Annotated in this window: 13 protein-coding genes; 9 read left to right on the top strand and 4 right to left on the bottom strand. The window is 52.5% G+C overall.

What is annotated here, in order from left to right:
• Window positions 1-20 precede the first annotated feature (20 nt).
• The gene (locus tag ACO0LN_RS10740) at window positions 21-929 is read right to left on the bottom strand and encodes a hypothetical protein (protein WP_422973539.1); all 909 of its coding nucleotides are present in this window, start codon (window positions 927-929) and stop codon (window positions 21-23) included.
• Between the two features lie 867 nt (window positions 930-1,796).
• On the opposite strand from ACO0LN_RS10740, the gene ACO0LN_RS10735 reads away from it, so the two are divergent.
• From ACO0LN_RS10735 to ACO0LN_RS10725, 3 genes are all read left to right on the top strand, one after another.
• Window positions 1,797-2,726 (top strand): hypothetical protein, encoded by a 930-nt coding sequence (locus tag ACO0LN_RS10735; RefSeq protein ID WP_422973537.1) that lies wholly within the window; start codon window positions 1,797-1,799, stop codon window positions 2,724-2,726.
• 388 nt (window positions 2,727-3,114) lie between these two features.
• Complete coding sequence (aspA, locus tag ACO0LN_RS10730; protein WP_422973535.1) at window positions 3,115-4,548, top strand: aspartate ammonia-lyase; 1,434 nt, start codon at window positions 3,115-3,117, stop codon at window positions 4,546-4,548.
• A 53-nt stretch (window positions 4,549-4,601) separates the two neighbouring features.
• Window positions 4,602-5,903, top strand: a complete 1,302-nt coding sequence (locus ACO0LN_RS10725) for a dicarboxylate/amino acid:cation symporter (protein ID WP_422973533.1) — start codon at window positions 4,602-4,604, stop codon at window positions 5,901-5,903.
• Window positions 5,904-6,603: 700 nt separating this feature from the next.
• Here the strand turns inward: ACO0LN_RS10725 and ACO0LN_RS10720 are convergent.
• Window positions 6,604-7,827 carry a YbfB/YjiJ family MFS transporter gene (locus tag ACO0LN_RS10720; protein ID WP_422973531.1) on the bottom strand — a complete coding sequence of 408 codons (1,224 nt, stop codon included), beginning with the start codon at window positions 7,825-7,827 and terminating at the stop codon, window positions 6,604-6,606.
• A gap of 152 nt (window positions 7,828-7,979) precedes the next feature.
• Here ACO0LN_RS10720 and ACO0LN_RS10715 point away from each other — a divergent pair, with 152 nt between their 5' ends.
• Window positions 7,980-8,924 carry a LysR substrate-binding domain-containing protein gene (locus tag ACO0LN_RS10715; protein WP_422973529.1) on the top strand — a complete coding sequence of 315 codons (945 nt, stop codon included), beginning with the start codon at window positions 7,980-7,982 and terminating at the stop codon, window positions 8,922-8,924.
• Window positions 8,925-9,287: 363 nt separating this feature from the next.
• Window positions 9,288-9,515, top strand: coding sequence for a hypothetical protein (locus ACO0LN_RS10710; protein WP_422973527.1), 228 nt, complete (start codon window positions 9,288-9,290; stop codon window positions 9,513-9,515).
• Window positions 9,516-9,644: 129 nt separating this feature from the next.
• Here ACO0LN_RS10710 and ACO0LN_RS10705 read toward each other — a convergent pair whose 3' ends face one another.
• A complete protein-coding gene (locus ACO0LN_RS10705) occupies window positions 9,645-10,214 on the bottom strand; it encodes a hypothetical protein (protein WP_422973525.1) in 570 nt (189 codons plus the stop codon).
• A 742-nt stretch (window positions 10,215-10,956) separates the two neighbouring features.
• Entirely contained in the window at window positions 10,957-11,700 is a 744-nt protein-coding gene (locus ACO0LN_RS10700; RefSeq protein WP_422973523.1) for a ubiquinone/menaquinone biosynthesis methyltransferase, read from the bottom strand.
• A gap of 407 nt (window positions 11,701-12,107) precedes the next feature.
• On the opposite strand from ACO0LN_RS10700, the gene ACO0LN_RS10695 reads away from it, so the two are divergent.
• From ACO0LN_RS10695 to ACO0LN_RS10680, 4 genes are all read left to right on the top strand, one after another.
• Entirely contained in the window at window positions 12,108-12,377 is a 270-nt protein-coding gene (locus ACO0LN_RS10695) for a hypothetical protein (RefSeq protein ID WP_422973521.1), read from the top strand.
• Window positions 12,378-12,576: 199 nt separating this feature from the next.
• A complete protein-coding gene (locus ACO0LN_RS10690; RefSeq protein WP_422973519.1) occupies window positions 12,577-13,419 on the top strand; it encodes a DUF692 domain-containing protein in 843 nt (280 codons plus the stop codon).
• An 11-nt stretch (window positions 13,420-13,430) separates the two neighbouring features.
• On the top strand, window positions 13,431-14,210 hold the full coding sequence (locus ACO0LN_RS10685) for a putative DNA-binding domain-containing protein (protein ID WP_422973517.1): 780 nt from the start codon (window positions 13,431-13,433) through the stop codon (window positions 14,208-14,210).
• A 405-nt stretch (window positions 14,211-14,615) separates the two neighbouring features.
• Window positions 14,616-16,292: a hypothetical protein gene (locus ACO0LN_RS10680; protein ID WP_422973515.1), complete on the top strand. Its 1,677-nt coding sequence runs from the start codon at window positions 14,616-14,618 to the stop codon at window positions 16,290-16,292.
• The last annotated feature ends 200 nt before the right edge of the window (window positions 16,293-16,492 follow it).

The raw sequence follows: 16,492 nt of genomic DNA, 5'->3' as shown, positions 1-16,492 counted from the left end.
CGAGATGATCACACTACTCCTTAGTTAAATTTAGCAAGCATGTCACTGAACAGTTTACTGCCGTCACCGAGCGCATGTGTTGCTGGTGATTGTCCGGTAAATATCCTGGTAATCTCTTTGGATTTTCTGTTGATGACGTACTGAAAGAATCGCTCTGACTTCCCGGCGCGCATGACTTCTGACTTTATCACCTCATCATCCCAGGCAATGATGGACAGAGTCTCTTTATTGGATCTCATGAAAGGTGGTACCTTGTCACCCAATTGCACGACCACCGTGGTGCTGACGTAAATTTTCTTTTCTGTGCCATCAACGGTCATGATGGACTCGTTGACCGGAAAAGGCAGGTCTAACCAGGTGCCGGATGCCTTGATGCTGTTGCCCTGGTCTTCATAGGTCAAGCCGTGATATGCGCTGACAAAATCAATGATCTCACACTCTTGCATGACGCTCATTGTAGATGTCTGTATCTTGGCGATATCCATCTTGCCCTGATTGACTCCGGCAAACATGGCCTTGCATATACCTGGCTGTTGCGCCGGTGGCGCACTGTCAAGCGCGTTAATCACCTGCTTGACCAGGATGTCACCACCGAGCTTGCGTGCGACTTTTTCTGCATCTGCCAGCAGTGCTTTGATATCAACAGCCTTGTCCTTGGCCTGAACTTTTGCAGTCAGCTTTGCTGTCAGCACTGCCAGCTTGTCTGCCATTTCCTGGTTTCTGACTACCCATGCGGCCTTGACGGACTTGCCGCTTTCCTGCAAGTCAGGGTAGCGTTTTTCGCATTCGTCCACCACAGAAAATGTACCTTCCCTGGCCAGGGTCGCAGCAGACGCAACAACGCCCAGCCTCCATGCGTCTTTGTCCGGCTGTTCACCTGCTACGGCTACGCTACTCGCCAGCAGTAAGAGCATTGCATAAATTTTCATGGCATGTTTCTTGTAAAAAAATGATTGCTAATGTAGCTCAGATTGAGAGCTTTGTCGAAGCTCGTGCAGGGGCGGTTAACTGCGCGTGGACTTACACATAAGCTCACACATCATCAGCTTCGCTTTGCGGTCACGGAATATGTGCAGATAGATCCCAGCCTGCGCTCACTGCTGTCCGGAATAATTATCTTGACTCATTCGGAGAGTCAAGTACGAACAGCGTCCCGGCGATTCTTCTACGTCGAAGACTTAATTCTGCAATTGAATAATTTTTGTCAGCGATCATGCTTGAAGCTCCTTCCCCTTCAAGGGGAAGGTTGGGATGGGGATGGGTTTCTGTAGCAAAATCATGTACAGCCAATCGACCGAAACCCATCCCCACCCTAACCCTCCCCTTGAAAGGGAGGGAATTTACTCGTTATTGTTTGTCAAGGACATTATTCCGGACAGCATTGAGCCTGCGCTGGGATGACATGAATATTGATAGCCGGGCTTTCATTTATTCCCCCATTATCGGGCACCTTGTAATGTGCCTGAGGTAGCTGATTTAAAGCATGCCTTCACCATCCTGCTCCTGCAAAATCCAGCCTCGCAACCATCATCAATATGCCTTCAAAACACGATGGCCCGCTAGCCAGACGCGATTTTTTACACAAATCAAGACAAACTGAAAACACAAGCTGAGGATTGAATTCAATTTCCGTGAATGGCAATGCGACTTGATACGTTTACCCTAAATAAATGTAAATAATGTAACAAAGTTAAATTTATATTAATAGATTTGATGTCAATGTTATATTTTTAATGCACTTTGGAAAGTCTATATCTTGTCAATCATGTCAATTTATTACCTAAAAAGGAAATGCGATGACTTCAATAGCACATCAACTCAACACGAGATCTGAAACGAAGTTGAAAAAAATCAACCGCAAGGCTTACTTTAGCCCAGTACTTTTAGCACTTTGCGCAAACCTGTTTTTCCTGCCACAGGCACAGGCTGATCAAACGATATCGGCAATGGCGGGACCCTGGCCTATCACGATCAGAACATGCTCTTATGATGCCGGTGCCGTCTGCTCGCTGACATGGAGAGGGAAAGAATTTATCAACGATTATGATCATGGCCGGCAACTGCAATCCGCGTCATCGTTTGACAATTTAGGGGAAAGTTTTAATCCAACCGAAGCTGGCGCAGCGGTACCGTACAACGGCGTCAATCCAAGCGCGAGCAGCAGTATCCTGCAAGGAGAATGGGCAACCAGCAATGTGCTGGCGACACAGACAAAAATGGCATTCTGGTATCCGGTAGGTGGCAGCCAGGTATCAAATCATATCCTCAACAAGCGGATCACCATTGGTCTGCCCAATATGCCGCATGTGATTGAGTATCTGACTCAATTTACCATCCCGAGTAATGAAACACATTCTTTCGGCGTATTTGAGGCCCTGACAGGTTATATGCCGCCAGAGTTTTCCAGGTTCTATACATTCGATGTCAGGAACAATGCCGTCATGGAAGCCCCTTTGAGCGATGGGCCTGGTGAGCAAAACCTGCCCATCATTTTTTCTACGCCAGACGGTGGATGGGCAATGGGGATTTATTCGCCCGAAGCGCCACAAGCCACATTCGCAGGCCTGGGCTATGGTCGCTTCAGATTTCCAGATACGGTGAAATGGAATAATGTATTTCGCATCTACAATCCATCTGGCACCTATCACTTCAGGTCTTATGTCATTGTAGGGTCACTGGAAAACGTGAAAGTTTCAATGACACAGTTGTATAACTACGTGCATTGAGATTTGCCGTAGATTCCCATTTATCATAAGGTAGTGATGCGGGCATCCGGAGCGCTGCAATGCACCGGGTGCCTGGCTACCAGAGACAATCAGCCTCTTCGGGCCTGCCCGCATTTCAGGGTATAAATGGTACGCACGGCGCGCCCTGCTCTTCCGGCGTGAAAACCGTACTACCTTACACCTGAAAATTATTTTCCACCGCCACCACTACTCCTGTAGCAAACCCTGCCATTTCCCCCCACATGCCGCCACCGCATCAAAGTATGCGTAATCAGAATAAGTAGGCCGTTTTAATTATCTACACTGCGTTGCGAAGTGTATTCACCTGCCTTTCATGGCCGGGTGCCATACACGCAAACCAGACCCACCCAACCACCAGGAGTTTATTTTGTCCATACCAGCGACCAGGATAGAGCATGATTTGCTCGGCGACCGTGCCGTACCGGCGGATGCTTATTATGGCGTGCATACCTTGCGCGCGATTGAAAACTTCCCGATTACCGGCACGCCGATCTCCAGTTACCCTGAGCTGGTGGCGGCGCTGGCGAGTGTCAAGCAGGCGGCGGTAGTCGCTAATCGTGGCCTTGGCTTGGTCAGTGATGCGCATGCAACAGCCATCATCAGCGCCTGTGAAAAAATTCGTCAGGGTGGTTTTCATGCGCATTTTGTGGTCGATGTGATACAGGGTGGTGCGGGTACTTCTACCAATATGAATGCGAATGAAGTCATCACCAATATCGCGCTTGAAGAGCTGGGTTATGCGCGCGGCAGCTACAATATCTTGCATCCGAATGAGCAGGTCAACCTGAGCCAGAGTACCAATGATGTCTATCCCACGGCCTTGCGGGTCGCTGCTTACCAGGGCATCTTGCGTCTTGTGAGTGCGATGGAGGTGTTGAAAACATCTTTCCACAACAAGGCACTGGAATTCAAGGATGTGCTGAAGATGGGCCGCACGCAATTGCAGGATGCAGTGCCGATGACACTGGGGCAGGAGTTCAGCACCTATGCGGTGATGATAGACGAAGATCAGGAACGCCTGCGCGAAGCGGCCAAGCTGATGTGCGAGATCAACCTCGGAGCAACCGCGATAGGCACGGGTATCAATACCCACCCTGATTATGCGCGCCTGGCCTGCCAGGCTTTGCAGGACATCACTGGTATACCGGTCAGCACTTCGCCCAACCTCATTGAGGCAACACAGGATGTGGGTTCTTTTGTGCAGTTGTCCGGCGTGTTGAAACGTGTTGCGGTCAAGCTGTCGAAGATGTGCAATGACTTGCGACTGTTGTCCAGCGGCCCGCGTGCAGGTTTTGGTGAAATCAATCTACCTGCGGTGCAGGCTGGTTCGAGCATCATGCCGGGCAAGGTCAACCCTGTGATACCTGAAGTGGTGAACCAGATTGCCTTTGAAGTCATAGGCAATGACGTCACCATCAGCTTTGCGGCAGAGGCGGGGCAATTACAGTTGAATGCCTTTGAACCGATTATCGCGCACAGCCTGTTCAAGAGTGTGTCGCACCTCAGTAATGGCTGCATGGTGCTGGCAGAACGCTGCGTCGATGGCATCACCGCCAACCATGAACGCCTGCGCGAGATCGTAGAAAACTCCATAGGCATCGTCACCGCCCTCAACCCTTACATCGGTTACAGCGCCGCCACCGAAGTGGCGCAACAAGCCCTGCTGAGTGGCAAGAGCGTGTATAGCCTGGTGCTGGAAAAGAAACTGCTGACTGAAGCACAGCTGAAAGAAATCCTGCAACCGCAAAGGCTGACGATGCCGAGACAGGTCGAAATAGGTGGAGCGCTGATGACGAAATAAGGCGCAACCACATCCCACAAAAAATTGAGCAAACAAAACCTGAGGAGACACACATGAAAAAAAACAGACTGACCACATGGATCATCACCGGCATGGTGCTGGGGCTGATCACTGGCTATATCTGCCACCGCTATGCGGCAGATGCAGCACAGGCCAAGACCATTGCCGGTTACTTCAGCATCGTTACCGACATCTTTTTGCGCCTCATCAAGATGATCATCGCGCCACTGGTGTTCACCACCCTGGTGGCGGGCATGGCGCATAGCGATTCTGGTTCCATAGGACGGGTGGGTTTGAAGGCGATGACCTGGTTCATCAGTGCATCGCTGATTTCGCTGGCGATAGGCTTGCTGTTCTCTAACCTGTTTGAACCTGGCCGCTCGCTGGCGCTGACTTTGCCAGATGTGAATGCGACCACCAAGCTGGCGACTTCATCACTGAACTTCAAGGACTTTTTGACGCATGTATTCCCGCGCAGTTTCTTTGAGGCGATGGGCAATAACGAGATTTTGCAAATCCTGGTGTTTTCCATCTTCTTTGGGTTTGCCCTGTCTTCACTCAAAGGCAACGGCCCGCGTGTGCTGGTCAGCGCGATAGAAGAAACCGCCAACACCATGCTGAAGATCACAGACTATGTCATGCGCTTTGCACCGATAGGCGTGTTTGCTGCTGTGGCTGCGGCGATTACCGTGCAGGGGCTGGAAGTGGTGCTCACATATGGCAAGTTCCTCGGCAGCTTTTTCCTGGCACTGGCCTTGCTGTGGGTGATTTTGATTGCGGTCGGTTTTATGTTCCTTGGGCGTGAGGTATTCCGCCTGATCGGTCTGATCAAGGAACCGATGATCATTGCCTTTTCTACCGCCAGCAGTGAAGCGTCTTATCCCAAGACCATAGAGCAGCTCGAAAAATTTGGCGTCAGCAGCAAGATCACCGGCTTTGTACTGCCACTGGGTTACTCCTTCAATCTCGATGGTTCCATGGTGTATCAGGCGTTTGCCGTGATGTTCATCGCCCAGGCGTATGGCATAGAGATGAGCCTGTCGCAGCAGATCACGATCCTGCTGGTGCTGATGGTATCGAGCAAAGGCATGGCAGGCGTCTCACGCGCTTCACTGGTGGTGGTGGCCGCAGTGCTGCCCATGTTCAACCTGCCAGAGGCCGGTCTCTTGCTGATCATGGGCGTAGATCAGTTCCTCGACATTGGGCGCACTGCCACGAATGTATTGGGTAACAGCATCGCCACCTCGGTCGTGGCGAAATGGGAAGAAGGCAAAGAGCCTGTTGCCAGTGGCATGCCGGCGAACGAGGCTTACGAGGAACATGAGCCAGTGCTGGCGAGGGTGGCGAATAGTTAAGGTAGCGAAATATTGGTAGTGCTTGCAGGGATGGCGCGCGTGAGTGTGCCGTCTCTTTTTTTTTGTAGGATGCGTTATAACGCACCCTCACAGACATATCTATCCTCCTCAGCGACTAGCGCTTTGTTCAATGCCCGCTTGCGCAACCATTCTGTCGCCAGCAAAATAGACATTACTATGATCTGTCCATATCGCCAGGGAGAGAAAACAGAGAGGAAGATGACGAGCAATATCACTACATCTTCAGTCCTGCTTCTTTGAATGACAGTCCTGTCTCTGAGGACCGTCCTGCAATGCGGGCACTGCGGCTTCTGGATTTGTTGCTGGTACCATTTCGCATCAACAGGCGATAGCACTATGCCAGGTTGATCAAAACGGCAGTCGCATTGCGGACAATGGTATTTACCTGTATGTCTGTCCGGTGCTGAAAATTCTGATTCGCAGTGTCGGCAAATAGCATTTACACTCGCCAACGGGGCACTGCAGTTAGCACATTGAAATTTGCTATTTACTATAGAACGCTGAGTCATGTATTAAGAATGTGTCGTTTGCAAATGTAAAATATTTGCTATCAGTCAGTATTCTATACTAACCAAATCAGTCTCTACAAACTCATTAAAAGGGTGCGACTAGTCATTCATCACAGGCACTGCAATGCCCCCTGCGAAATCCCTTTCAAGCATCGTCGTCACATCCATGATCAGGCATCTCCACTCTCCAAAGGCTTTTGCTGCCACGCCAGAATCCCACCCACCAGCAGCGTCAGGCCAGAAAATATCAGGCCACGTTCCAACCCGCCCTGGCCGTCGGCTATCCAGCCTACGATGGTGGGGCCGACAATCTGGCCTAATGCAAACACGGTGGTGAAGGCGCTGATGCCGGCTGACCATGCCTCAGGCCTGGCGTTATGCCGCACCAGCGCGGTGGTGGATGCCACTGCGGACAAAAATACCGCGCCAAATAAAATGCCGGATGCAAACACGGCAAAGACATTGCTGCTCAATGCGGGCAGCAAGGCCGCGAGGCCCGCCAGCGAAGTCAGAATTGCGAGTGACTGGCCGCCCTTGTAGCGGTCCAGCATGCCTGCCCAGATGCGTGATGAAGCCAGCACGGCCAGCCCCAGCAGGGAATAAAAGCCAGTGATGGCTGGCGCAGGCATACCCTGTTCTTTCAACAGCGCGACGACAAAGGTCATATAGCCTATATAGCCGGCACCAAACATGAAATAACCCGCCAGACCAAAGCCAAATGCCTTGATGCTGAACGCGCTTTTGGCACCCGCCTGCCCGGGCAAATCCTGTATCGCCCTGACGGGCAAGCTCATGACGATGGTCGCCAGCAGGCAGGCAGCGCCCATCGCCAGCCACGGCCATTGCCAGGCATGTTCAACATGCTGCGCCTGTGCAGCAGCCAAGGTGGCAGGTACCAGCAAGGCAGACAGGGTAATGCCAAAACCAGTGCCGCCGTAATACAGGCCTATCAGCAGACCCGCCCGTGCTGCATGCAAGCCACCGAGGCGCGAGATCAATACGCCACCCGCAATAAAAATCAGCGCGCTCGATATGCCTGCAAGTATGCGTTGCAACAGCAAAAAACCGGTGGCAGTGACCATACCCGACACCAGCATGAATATGCCCGTCAGCACCGCGCCACCAGTCAAAAGGCTATGCGCCCGGTAGCGCCGCATCAGCAGGGGCGTGATCAGGGCACCTAAAAAATAGCCGAGCGCATTACCGGTATTCATCACCCCTGCCAGCAGATAAGACCAGCCGAGGTCGGCGCGCATTGGTGGCAGTAACAGTCCGTAAGAAAAGCGCGACAGGCCCAGTGCAATTGCCGCCCCCAGTGACAATGCCAAAGCAGTCAGGACAGGGCGTTGCGCAGGGAAATGACTGAACAGCCTGGGCATGGTGATAGAGGTCATGGTAAGCAATTCAAGTGAAGTTACTGGCAACCAGGCAACAAGTTTTAGCTTCCTGCGATAGAATGCGTGTGAGTATAGTCCTGCTCCCCATTTTATAGACAAGCTTACCAACTACAAACGTAATTTGTGCATGCCTTGCATGAACTAAATTCATGAGTAACCCGCTACTCCACCTGCCGCCGCTGGATGCCATCCGTGGTTTTGTCGCCGTCGCCCGGCGCATGAGCATCACCGTTGCGGCAGAGGACCTGTGCCTGACGCAATCTGCCGTCAGTCGCCAGATACAAAGCCTGGAAGAACATCTGGGCAGCAAGCTGCTGATACGCAAGCACCGCGCCATCGCCCTGACCCCGGCGGGTGAACAACTGCTAAAACTGGCCTCGCCGTGGCTGGATCAACTCGCTGAATTTTCAGCTGCGCAGCGGCAACAACTACAGTCGCGCCCGGTCACCATGACATCAGCAGTCAGCGTGACTGGTTTGTGGATCTTACCCATGCTCGGTGCTTTTCAGGCGGCGCATCCGAATATCGACGTGCGGGTATCCGCCGACAACCGTATGCTGGACCTCAAAAAAGAAGGTCTGGACATGGCCATACGCTATGCCCGCGCGGCGGATGTGCCAGCGCAGGCGATCAGGCTGTTTGGTGAAAAAATCATGCCGGTAGCCTGCCCCGCCATTGCTGCCCGCGCCTTTGGTGAACCTGAGGGCTTACTCAGGGAAGTTTTGCTAGAACTTGATGAACGCGCCCTGCCCTGGCTGCGCTGGTCAGACTGGCTGACCGCCACCGGCCTGCTCAGCATCAAGCCCGACGCCAAGCCCAAGGCTTATCTGCACCTGAACCAGTACGACCAGGTCATCCACGCCGCGCTTGAAGGCCACGGCATCGCCCTGGGCCGCGCCGCACTGCTGCAACCCATGCTTAAGGATGGCCGCCTGATAGCCCTCGAAGACCCGCGCCTGGGCAACAGCGACTATGCCTACTGGCTCATCGTTGAATCCACTACACCGCGTGCTGATGTGCAGGTGTTCAGGGACTGGATTATTGCGGCGGCAAAGCAAGCGGATCAAACAGCTGAAAACCTGGTGGACGCCTGAGACCAGGGCATTGATCTGCGCTGAACTGCACCATCACCGTGACGTAGGGCGCATTGCAATGCGCCGTATGAGGCCATCGCATAATGCAGGAAAATATTTGTGCCGTGCACGACGCATAAATACGGCGCATTGCAATTCGCCCTACGACCGGGTATTTGCTAATCGCAGGAGCGGCTTCAGCCGCGAAGGTTTTCCCCGAACGACTTTTAACTGATGTTGACAATGCAATGCCAAAACTTGCAAATGATTTGCTCAACAACCATTCGCGCCTGAAGCCGCTTTTACAGTGTGCTGCTGTTTTGGTTGCAGGCAGGAATTTGAGGGCGTAAGATGTCTTGCAGAAGATACGCGACCAGGATCATGATGAAAAAAGCAAGAGCATCTTTTTGGGAACAGTCTGCAGGCTTTTATCTTGGCGCTGGCTTCGTCGGAGAAATACCGTTGACACTGTTTTTGAAACTGGACATCAGCCGCGAATTTCTCGACAGGTACGTCGATTGGCCACCACCAGTCTGGTTAGTGATGATGCTGGCACTACTCGCTTACGTTTTTACATGCTGGGCGGGTTATCAATTAGGGTTTGGAGATTGAAATTTTTCCAGACAGATGCCGCCGCAAGTATGGCGAATATCTGGTGTGGTTTTTCTGCAGGGTGCGTTTCAACGCACCAAATCGCCAATAATCAACAACGTGAAGAACAACGGTGCGTCAAGACACACCCTACGGGCTATCCATCCCCGGAAAGGCCATCACTTGCGACAACATGTATATAACCTGTCTGCGCTCTGACGTGTGTTCATTGTTGGTCTGCAGCATGGCAGCACATCTATGTGCAGCATATTGCGCATAGACACGGCAGGCTGACTCTATATCAGCCATTGAGAGTTGACTCAGATTTTCGCTGACAAATCGAGGGAGTAAGCCCATGGAAAACGCCACCGTTTTTGAGTAATTCTTGCAGTCCAAGATAGTACTTTTTCCGGCGTTTTTCTTTAACATCTGACGAAAGCTATCATACACACTCACATCATTTGGATCATAATCAGCTGGCCAGTCATCTCCGCAAGTTTCGCCAATCGCATGGATCTGTGCAATTTCCTGAGTCAATCCCAATATCATCAGGTTAGCAATATTTTCTGGAATCGTAAGCATGTGAGCGCCTTTGTGGTTAATCGTGGATGCTGGGATGTCTTGCACAAAACCTGAGATTATTGCATGTCCTGAGAAAGCAAAAAGCCATGCGCCATGCCCACTTGCGGCGCATTGCAATGCGCCATGCGTCACGGCCATGTTTGAATAAGCCTTAGCTATGTGCGATTACGCCCCGCCGATTACATTGGCGCCCTAGGTTTGTCACTGAGATATCTGTCCTCTTCCGCAAAAACTGACTTTTTTAATGCTCGCCAGCGTATAAACTCTACCACCATCAGCAGAGCCAGCAGGACAATCTGCGTACCGGGTCGCCAGGGGGAGAAAGCAGACGCGATGATGAGAAGCGGAAGCGCAGTCAATTCTGCCCTGCTCCTGTACGGAATAGTCCTGTCCCTTATAAAAGCCTGGCAATGTGGGCATTGCGGCTTATAAGATTGTGGCCAGTACCATTTGACATTGGGCGGCCATAGTCCAGTGCCAACCTGGTCAAAACGGCAGGCGCAATCCGGGCAGCGGTACTTGCCGGTATGCTGTGCCGTGTTTGGTGCTAAAAATTCTGGTTCGCAATGTGGGCAAACCATATTCGGCGTAGCCAGACGAGCGCCGCAATTGGCACATTGAGTTACGCTATCATTCATGAACTCTGGGCTCTGTTTTATTAAATAGGGATGGATCAAGTTCGAAGTGCCGTAGGTACGATTAGCGCAGCGTAATCGTACGTATGCCCGGCCAGAAAATTACAGAAACACATCAACCTGCCCTGTCCTGAACTGCCGGAAGAAAAAGATTTTACTCTACAATTTCCCGCGAAAACAAACTTCGAGAAAAGCAGAATTTTGCTGACATGCGTGAGATTACGCTGAGCTAATCCTGCCACTCGCTACCCCGGCTTCCGCGCCGTATGCACTGCCACTATCCCCAGCGACAGCCTTTCAAACTGAACGTCACTAAAGCCCATATCCTGCATTTCTTTGGCGAGCTGTTCTGCGCCGGGGAATTCGCGCACGCCTTGCAGCAGGTATTTATAGGCGGATGCATCGCCGCCTGTGGCCAGCCAGGCGATGGCGGGGGTGCAGATGGACATGTAGGTCAGGTAGGCACGGTGCAGCCAGGCCGGGCGGATATTGGAAGCCTCCAGGATGATGAGGCGGCCACCGGGGCGCAGTACGCGCAGGGCTTCTTGCAGGGCCAGGTGGCGCTGGCAGATTTTGAGGCCCAGCGAAATCGAATAGGCATCGACACTGTCGCTGGCGATGTCAGGCATGCTGTGCATGTCCAGCAGGCAGACGCGGACTTGCTCGCCGTGCTGGCCCAGCTTGCCTTGGGCAATCGCCAGCATTTGCGGGCTGATATCTGAGGCGATGATGCGGCGGCTGGCAGGTAGCTGCTTTGCCAGCACACGCAACATGATGTCGCCTGTGCCGGTTGCGCCATCGAGCAGGGTTTGCCATTCTTCCTGCGCGATGATGTCGGCGACACGGCGCTTCCACGTACGGTGTATGCCAAAGCTGAACAGGTCACACAGCCTGTCATAGCGGCTGGCGATGCGGCCAAAGACGTCGTCACTTTGAGGTGCGAATTCGGCGGCGTTGCCGGATTGTGGTGTGTGTATCTGATCAGGCATGCTTGCAATGAGAATAGAAGTAAGGCATGAGTGTAGCTTATAGCTCCGGCCAAAACACTTTTTCATCATCGCCGTAATGTAAGGTGATGGCCTTGATTCACAGCATAAGCATTTTGCAGGGTGCGCCGCGCGCACCGGCTCAGTTTCTGATTAATATTGACGTGCGGCATCTATTGGTGCGCACGGCGCACCCTGCTCCCCCTCATTCATGCCTTTCAAAGTTTTTTAAAAATATTTAAAAAGAAGTGTAAGTAATCTGAAATCCGTCCGACTGATGCTTAAGTTCTGCTTGATGATGCTTACGGCAAGGCAAGCAAAGGACTTGGTTTAACTTTCAATAGAGCTTCAAAAGTAGTTGGCAGTATTTAATTACCTTCACTTATTTTATATTTTACGGAGAACACATCATGAAAAAATCTATCCAAACTGGTGCCCTGATCGCTGCTGCTGCCGCTACTCTGGCTTTGTCTGGTTTTGCTGTTGCTGCTACAAGCACAATCAGTGCTGGTGACAAGGTGCATTGTTCTGGCATCAATAGCTGCAAAGGTACCAGCGACTGCAAAACAGCAGAAAACGCATGCAAAGGCCAAAATTCATGCAAAGGCCATGGTTTTGTAGCAACTGCTGCTGGTCAATGCCTGGCCAAAGGCGGCAAGATCATTGATCTGGATAAATAATCTAGCGTAATCGGTGAAATGCGCTAGGGAACCTCTGATTAAGTTACTGCGCGACGCTATTTTGGGCCTGCGATGCTCGCCGTACTATCGTACGACTGCGCTTCTTAACCCAAACTAACGCCGCTCGCTACACTTACTCAGAGGTTCCCTGGTTCTTTGGAGCCGCGCATTTTCTGTTTTCACTCCATATATCTTCATCATGACAAATCCCCTCACCTCTTCCAGCTTTGGCCTGGGTTTGCGTACCGACCATTATCTGTCCATACTGGCCGATAAACCGGCAGTCGACTGGTTTGAGATTTTGTCTGAAAACTATATGGTGCCCGGTGGTAAACCGCTGGCGATGCTCGATGCCATACGCGCTGATTACCCGGTTGTCATGCATGGCGTATCGATGTCTATCGGCACACCAGAAGGCCCGTCGGACGATTATCTGCGTGACTTGAAAAAGCTCATCAATAGAGTCTCACCGATGTGGGTATCTGACCATATCTGCTGGACGGGTGTGCATGGCAAGAATATGCATGACCTGTTCCCGCTACCGTATAACGAAGAAACCATCAGGCTGGTCGCGGGCAATGTGCGCCGTGTGCAGGATGTGCTGGGGCGCAGGCTGGTGCTGGAGAATGTATCTAGCTATCTGCAATACAGCAGTGACAGCATGCCCGAATGGGAGTTTGTCACCGCCATTGCAGAGCAGGCAGACAGCATGATTTTGCTGGACGTGAACAACATCTACGTCAGCAGTATCAACCATGGTTTTGATGCGATGGATTATCTGCGCGGCATACCGCTGGGCCGCGTGCAGCAAATCCACCTCGCAGGCCATAGCGACCATGGCACGCATATCGTTGATACCCATGACCAGCCGATTGCCGACCCGGTGTGGGATTTATATGCACAGGCAATACGCCGCTTTGGTGCGGTGCCGAGCATGATAGAGCGCGATGACAATATCCCGCCACTTGCTGAGCTGGTGGCAGAGCTGGAGCAAGCTCGCCGTATTTGCGCTGACATACTTTCACCAGCCATCGCAGCATAAAGGTGACGATGATGAATACCACGCAAACCCTGCAAACTGATTTCCAGCAATTTATTTTAGGCCAGCGTGATGCGCTGAGCATGCACAAGCACCTGGCCGAGACACCAGGCCTGGGGCGTGATGCCAGGCTGGATATTTATTACCAGGCTTACCGCCTGCGCCTGCGCGATGCCTTGTCCGAGGCTTACGGCAAGACCCATGCTTATCTTGGTGATGATTTGTTTTACCAGGCTTGTGCGACATACATAGACGCCCACCCTTCGTCGTACCGCAATCTGCGCTGGTTTGGTGATGCATTTGCAGAGCAGTTGCGCACGCAGTTTGCCCAACACCCGCAAGTCGCTGAGCTGGCGCAGTTTGAATGGGCGCTGGGCCTGGCCTTTGATGCGCCAGATCACGCTATCCTGAGCCTGCCTGATCTGGCAGCAGTTAAGGACTGGGAAACCGTGGCTTTGCGCACCAGTGGCTCTTTGCAATTCATCCCCATGCAGTGGAATAGCGTGGCGATCTGGCTGGCCCTGAATGAAGACAGCGCTCCGCCCGATCCGGTATCGACAGAACAGGCAACGACCTGGATAGTCTGGCGCAAACAGTTGCAGGCGCATTTCAGGTCCTTGAATGCGGCAGAAGCGCAGGCACTAACCCAACTCGGTGCAGGCATGCGCTTTGCCGATGTCTGTGAGCAGGCGTCAGAAAATAATCCAGAGATCGCCGGTGAAATAGGTGGTTGGTTGCAGACCTGGGTAGTGGATGAGATGCTGGTGGAGGCGGTGGAAGTGGTGGGGACGTAGCCTCATTTTTGCCATTGCCGTCATGTAAAAAACAATGGGGATTTAGTAGGGTGCGCCGTGCGCACCGCTGCATCGCCGTACATTAATATTGCCAAGACCATCAAACGGTGCGCACGGCGCACCCTACTTCTGACATCAGGCCACCGCTCCTGCAAATCAGCATTGCCGTACATGACGCCCACATGCGGCGCATTGCAATGCGCCCTACGATTATCTTCTTGCAACTATCGCCGTCAGCCTGCCCCTTCATCCCCCTCACGCAGCTAAGCCTGCAAGCAATATTCCCACAGAGAAATTTTGTCGCTTTGTAAAGCAGTGAAACAATTTGACACAATTCACGCGGCAATGTTCTAATCCATGCTTTGCTACGGCGACATCCCAGCCTAACTGCCTCACAGATCACCCATGACATTTGACCCGCCGAACCGGAAAACATCTGCCACGCCCTTCCCTGAGATCAATGTCAATGCAGGTGCGTTGAGTCTTGAAGAATGGGATGAGCCCGTCGCCAAAAAAACAACGCCTGCCCCTGCTGTTTCTGCTACTCCTGCTGCTCCGTTGCAATCGCAATCACCAACGCCGCCTAGCCAGCAAGAGCTGACCGGACATGATATTGCCTACCTCAATCCCAAAGAATTTCGCAATGCCCATCTGGGGCTGGAGTTTTATGCGCCGGGTAGCTGGAAAGAGGTCAAGAACAGCCGCTCGCTGCATTTGCTGGACGCGGCCACCGGCACCAAACTCGAAGCGAATGGTTTTGCGCGCGAAGGCATCTCCATAGAAAAATGGGTGGGCATGCGCCTGCACATTGTCGATAAAGAGATGCCGCACTTCAAGCAGGTCACCAAGCCCACTGTCATCAAGGGCGAGAACTGGGGCAGCCGCGTCCAGGGCATCGTGGCCGAATACAAGGGCATACAGCCTGGCGATACTGAAGAAAGCCATCTGCTGATCTGCTGCATGCGCACCGACAGCATGCTGGTTTCTATCGCCATTACGGCCAAGGCTTCGGTGTTTACCATCAAGCGGCCGGTATACAACTGGATCTTTAGCCGCAGCGATATGGTGATGCCCGTGGCTGCGGGCTCTGCCGCAGCAAAAAGCAGCGCGGCGGCCAGTGCAGGCAGCAGTAATGGCAATGCGCGAAGCACTACCCTGGCAGACAGCGTATCGTCGGTGCAATACGCGAGCGCCGATGGCCATGACGTGGGCCGACTTGCCATAGGCCAGCGCCTGTTGATTTTGGGTATCTTGTTCTACTTTGTCCTGGCTGCCTGGGTAAATAGTATGGACTTCTCCAGCCGCGTAGAAATACTGGGCTTATGCTGTCTGGGCCTGATGACCATCTTCTCCAGCCTGCTCGGTTTTTTCCGTTTGGCTGGTGGTTTTGGCTGGTCGGCTGTCAAGACGCTTTTCATGTTCATCCTGTCTTTTATACCGCTGGTGAATATCATCCTGATGGTGTCCTATAACATGAAGGCCACTGCGCGTATCAAGGAAGATGGTTACAAGGTCGGCTTTCTGGGTGCGCGTGAGGCGATACCGGATGATAACCATGACTTGCGCAATATCTTCCTGGTCAGCCTCGCCCTGACGGCATGTCTGTTTGCGGTGTCGGGTAAAATCATCAAACCACCAAAAGAAGATCCGGTCGCCGAGTTTTCCCCGCCTGACAACCGCTATTCCATCAGCATGCCGGGCACGCCAATTGAACAAGAGGCGCCAGCGGCTGAAGGTGTGTTCAACAATCATACCTATTCCGTGACCTCTGGCAAGATACAGTATGCGATCACGTCTTTTGACCTGGCCGTGAGGCCCGCCGACCCTACCTATTTCCTGGATACGATCAAGGCAGGCATGGTGGGCCAGGGCAAAGGCAAGATTAGCGTCATCAACGAGAACAGCATACAGGTAGAGGGCAATGCCGGACGCAGCGTCACCCTCTCTGCTCCTGGCGCAGTGAAAAAGGTCGATTTTTTCCTGGTCGGAAAAACCGTGTACATCATCGAAGCGGGCGCACCAAAGGAGATGGCCAATTCACCCAAGATTGCAGCGTTTTTTGAGTCTTTCCATACGAATTAGGCATCGCCCTTGCTTGAGGCGCGTTCCATCAACAGGGATGCGCTCTACAGCCCACGTTTAACATCGATAGCCATATCGCGTCATTGAGTAGGGTGCGCCGTGCGCACAAGTGGACTGTAACAGTGGAATCGAGAGTGAAAGACATGCGCCCGGCGCATCAGGGCAAGGCGCAAAACACAGCGATAGCGGGGCTATCGCGA

It is taken from the genome of Undibacterium sp. TC9W (assembly GCF_049339865.1).
Taxonomy (GTDB): domain Bacteria; phylum Pseudomonadota; class Gammaproteobacteria; order Burkholderiales; family Burkholderiaceae_D; genus Undibacterium.
Note: the sequence above shows the minus strand (reverse complement) of the source record. Positions and strands in the feature narration are given on the sequence as shown.